The sequence below is a fragment of the Halpernia sp. genome (assembly GCF_048269545.1).
GTDB lineage: Bacteria > Bacteroidota > Bacteroidia > Flavobacteriales > Weeksellaceae > Halpernia.
Window position 1 is genome coordinate 1 of the sequence record NZ_JBLXIJ010000019.1, and the last position, 5059, is coordinate 5059.

Below are 5059 nucleotides of genomic sequence, written 5' to 3' on the forward strand. Positions count from 1 at the left end.
GAAGTGCGGCCCGCCCAAAACTGGGTTTACCTCCGCGGCCATCCGGCTTTTTATGGTCTGCTCATCGTCGCTCCCTACGCTGTAAATGGTTGCGAGCGTGCCCACAAAAACCTCCCGCGCGGCAAAAGAGCTTACAATGGCAATTCCTATTTTCCAATCATATCCCAAAGGTCTAACGGCTGGCTCAATGGCGTGGCCTATCCTTCCTATATAGGAATGTTCCAATTTAAAACTTTCAATATGGCTTTCTATAACCTCTTCGGAAACATCCTGTCCTGCATAGTCGGCACGTACAATTTCCTCGGCTCGGTTAAATTGTCCGGGGCCATAGGAAGCCATTACCCAAAGAATAATGGAAATAGCGAGAATAATCTTACCTGCCCCAAAAACGAAAGCCTTTGTTTTTTCAACAACGGTAATAAACACATTTTTGGGAAGCGGGAGCTTATAATTGGGCATTTCAACCACAAAAAAACTTTTGCTTCGTATTTTCAAAATCTTGTCCAGCAAATAGGCCGAAAATATGGCAGCGCCAAAGCCCAGGATATACATAAACATAAGGGTAAGTCCCTGTAGGCTGAAAATTCCCAAAACTCGGGTATCGGGAATTACCAACGCAATAATTATCAAATAAACTGGCAGGCGCGCCGAACAGGTGGTAAAGGGCGTCACCAAAATAGTTATCAACCGTTCCTTCCAATTCTCAATATTTCGGGTTGCCATAATTGCGGGAATGGCACAGGCAGTTCCTGCCACCAACGGCACCACGCTTTTTCCGCTGAGTCCAAAACGCCGCATCACTCTGTCCATCAAAAAGACCACACGGCTCATATAGCCCGTTTCTTCCAAAATGGAAATAAATAGGAATAAAAACGCAATCTGGGGAATAAAAATGACGATTCCGCCGAGCCCGGGAATAATTCCTTCAGCTATTAAATTTGTAAAATCGCCCGGTGGCAGGGTATTTTTGGCCCATTCGCTGAAAGACGCAAAGGTACTGTCAATAAAATCCATCGGGTAGGCGCTCCAGTCAAAAATTGCTTGAAAAATGAGCAGCAGTATTCCGAAGAAAATTACGTAACCCCAAACCTTATGGGTCAAAACACGGTCTAAGCGGCTCCGTAAATCCTTGGCGTTTGCGGTGTCTATGTGAAGGGTTTCCTTTAAGGTTTCATTTATAAATTGATAACGGGCCACGGTTTCCTTTTGCTGTAGCCGTTTCAAATTGCTCACCGATTCCGTCTGAAAAGAGGCGACTCCCTTCAGTTCATTCCGGTCCAACTTTCCAAAATTGACGTCCTGGGTTATTACCAACCATAATTTATAAAGATCCTGGTTTGGAAAGGCCTTTCGCAAACGGTCAAAATATTCGGGCGATATGCTCGAGGCATTCAAGCAGGGTTTTGTGGAGAGTTGGTTGTAGTTTTCAATCAATTCCTTTAAATAATCAAAACCAAGATTTTTTCGCGAACTGATAAGTGCAATTTTGGTCTGCAACTTTTCTTCCAGCAAAGGCACATCCAAGGTTATGGCCTTCCTTTTCATCCGGTCAGACATATTTATGGCGAGAATTGTGGGTATCCCCAAATCCTTTATTTGCGTGAAGAGCAGCAGGTTTCGCTTTAGGTTTTCCACGTCGGCGACCACCACGGCTACATCGGGAAAGTCTTTATCGTTTTTGTTGAGCAGCAGTTCAATGACCACATTTTCATCTAACGAGGAAGCGTTTAGGCTGTAGGTACCGGGCAAATCGAGTATATGTACCTTGCAAGCGCGACCGAACTTGCAGGTGCCCTGTTTTTTTTCAACAGTAATGCCGGGATAGTTCCCCACTTTTTGGTTTAAGCCGGTAAGCCTATTGAATACCGAGGTTTTTCCGGTATTCGGGTTTCCAATAAGTGCAACGTTAATGTGTTTTGCCATTACTATCTATATCAATTCAATTTCAATCTTGCTGGCGGTTTCCTTGCGAATGGCCAGATGGCTTCCGTTGATATTCAGATACAGCGGATCGTTGAAGGGAGCCATTTGGACCAAGGAAACCTCATTGCCGGGAAGACAGCCCATTTCCAAAAGCTTTAAAGGAACGGCATCTATTGAAAATTCCTTGATAATACCCCGTTGCCCTTTTTTAAGGGAAGCGATAGTTATGACCATCTTTTATTTAGATTGATTTTAAACAAGGCAAAAGTAAAGGAAAAAAAGGACGTGGGAAAAGACCTTTTGAGATATTTTAGGTGTGGAAATGAATTAAGCCTTCAGAAGTTAATCCTCCTGTTTCAAAATTTCAATATCTGCCAGTAGTTTTTCTATTGCTTCGGGATCGGTCCCGTCATAAAAACCGCGGATGCGCTTCTTTTTATCCACCAGAACAAAATTCTCGGTGTGCACCAGATCATTTTCCTGAAAGGGCACATCCTTTGCCGCGAGATACGATTTTCGGGCTAAGTCGTAAATTTCCTTTTTATCTCCGGTTACCAAATTCCATTTGGCATCATTCACGCCTTTTTCCAGAGCGTACTTTTTAAGTTGCGCCACGCTATCAATTTCGGGGGTAACCGTATGTGAAAGCAGCAGAACCCCATCGTCATTTTTAAGAGCTTCCTGAATTTTCACCATATGATCCGTCATTATTGGGCAGATGGTCTGGCAGGTAGTGAAGAAAAAATCCGCCACATAGATTTTGTCTTTATAATCGTCTTGGGTGATTGTTTTTCCGTTTTGGTTGGTAAGGCTAAAATCGGCAATGGTATGATATTTCTTCACATAATGGAGGGTGCTATCCACAAGCTCTGCGGAAACGTCCGCCGGCTGATAAATTTTCAGCATTTCCTTCGGCTTCATAAGTTGATAGATAATTGTGATGATTATGGCCGACAGAACAAATAACACCACCGCAAAGAATTTATATTTCCCGAAAAACGTAAGCATGCCGTATAATTTTAGACTGAAATCAAATATATCTCGCCGCAAAAATAAGGGCTAAAAGTGGCAAAATGAATACATTTAACATCCGAAAATTTCAAGGCTTCTCTAAATTGAAATTAAATATCAGTTTCTTATGAAAACACTTATACTCTCCCTGTTATTTCTAAGTTCCTTTTTATCCTATGCGCAGCATTTTCAAGAGGACGTCAACGAGGCCGAAGCCAAGGCCGCAACGGGCTGGTTTGGCAAACCGGTAAACCTCAATACTGGCAATTACGATTTGAAATACCACCGATTGGAATTTACGGTAAACCCATCACAGGCCTTTATTACAGGGAAAGTGACTTCTTATTTTGAGGCAAAGGAAAACATGAACACCATAACCTTTGAACTTGTGGACAACATGACCGTATCGCAGGTTACGCAGCGCGGTACGCCGCTCAGCTTCACCCAAAACAACGATGATGAGGTTGTAATCACCCTTCCACAGATGCAGGTGCAGGGAGTTCTGGATTCGCTATCGGTAAGTTATTCCGGAAATCCTGTTAGCTCGGGTTTTGGTTCTTTTGAAACGGACACCCACAATGGCGATCCTGTAATGTGGACCCTTTCGGAACCTTTCGGGGCAAAGGCTTGGTGGCCCTGCAAACAGGATTTGAACGATAAGATTGATATGATAGATGTCTATATTACCACACCCCGTTTCAATCCTTCCAATGAAGAATATATTGCCGTGGCCAACGGTCTGGAAATGGGACAGACCATCAACGGAAATAACAAGACTACCCATTACAGACATCAATACCCTATCCCGGCATACCTGATTGCCATTGCCGTAACCAACTATACGGTTTATTCGCATACGGTTGACAACAATGGAAATCCCTTTGAAATTGTTAACTATATCTATCCCGAAGACCTTTCATACGCACAATCCCGCACGCCAGTAACCGTGGATATTATGAACCTGTTTACCAATCTTTTTGAGCCCTACCCCTATGCTAATGAAAAATATGGGCACGCGCAGTTTGGCTGGGGCGGGGGCATGGAACATACTACAGTTTCCTTTATGGGCAGTCTGGGCCGTGGGTTAATCGCGCACGAACTCGCGCATCAATGGTTTGGCGATAAAGTTACCTGCGGTAGCTGGCAAGACATTTGGCTTAATGAAGGTTTCGCTACCTATCTCTCGGGACTGGTAGTGGAGGATTTTGATGGCGCCTCCGATTTTAGATCTTGGCGGCAGGATAAAATAGCTTCCATCACGGACTACCCCGATGGGTCTGTGTATGTTCCGGCGCAGGATACAACTTCGGTGAATCGAATTTTCAGCAGCAGGCTTAGTTATAACAAAGGTTCCATGGTGCTGCATATGCTTCGCAAGAAACTGGGCGATGCGGTCTTCTTTCAAGGTTTGAAGAATTATTTGGCAGACCCGGCCTTATCTTATGGCTATGCCAAAACGCCAGACCTCATCCGAAATATGGAGGTCGCTGCGGGAGGCGAAGACCTTTCGGAATTTTTTAACGACTGGATTTACGGCGAAGGCTACCCTCGCTATACTATCACGTGGAACCAAGCCGGCGGACAATCTAATATTAACGTGGAAATATCGCAGACCCAGAGCCACCCTTCCGTTTCATTTTTTGAGGCGCCCGTACCCTTACGCATTATTGGCACCCAGGGAGAGACCTTGGACATAGTGTTGGACAACACCCAAAACAATCAATTTTTTCAACCTATTGTCGGTTTTACGGTGCAAAGTGTTCAATTTGACCCCGACTATCATTTAATTTCCCGCAACAACAATGTGGTTTTGGGAACAGAGAGTTTTGCACTGGACCAACAATTTGTTCTTTATCCAAATCCAACTTCGGGAATGATTAATCTGGAGAAACCAGCCGCAATTAATGTCGAGGAAATCAATATTTACAATGCCTTGGGACAATTGTTGTTTGCTGAAAAGTTTTCAGAAAGAATAGATATTTCGAAATTTTCAAACGGAATCCTGTTCTTTCAGATTGAAACTTCCGAAGGAACAATCAATAAAACGGTTGTGAAGGAATAACTTTTTTCAACTACAAATAGGACTATAAAACCTTAAGAAAAAAACAATATCTACTTGTAATTT

At 43.5% G+C, this 5059-nt stretch carries 4 protein-coding genes; 1 reads left to right on the forward strand and 3 read right to left on the reverse strand.

The window, feature by feature from the left end; all coding sequences use genetic code 11:
• From feoB to ACN0WB_RS11550, 3 genes are all read right to left on the reverse strand, one after another.
• A partial coding sequence (gene feoB, locus ACN0WB_RS11540; RefSeq protein WP_417431941.1) for a ferrous iron transport protein B occupies nt 1-1923 on the reverse strand: 1923 nt, incomplete at its 3' end.
• A 6-nt stretch (nt 1924-1929) separates the two neighbouring features.
• On the reverse strand, nt 1930-2157 hold the full coding sequence (locus tag ACN0WB_RS11545) for a FeoA family protein (RefSeq protein WP_045080503.1): 228 nt from the start codon (nt 2155-2157) through the stop codon (nt 1930-1932).
• Between the two features lie 108 nt (nt 2158-2265).
• Nucleotides 2266-2931 (reverse strand): SCO family protein, encoded by a 666-nt coding sequence (locus ACN0WB_RS11550; protein WP_417431944.1) that lies wholly within the window; start codon nt 2929-2931, stop codon nt 2266-2268.
• Between the two features lie 130 nt (nt 2932-3061).
• Between ACN0WB_RS11550 and ACN0WB_RS11555 the strand changes: the two genes are divergently transcribed.
• Entirely contained in the window at nt 3062-4996 is a 1935-nt protein-coding gene (locus tag ACN0WB_RS11555) for a M1 family aminopeptidase (RefSeq protein ID WP_417431946.1), read from the forward strand.
• Nucleotides 4997-5059: the final 63 nt, after the last annotated feature.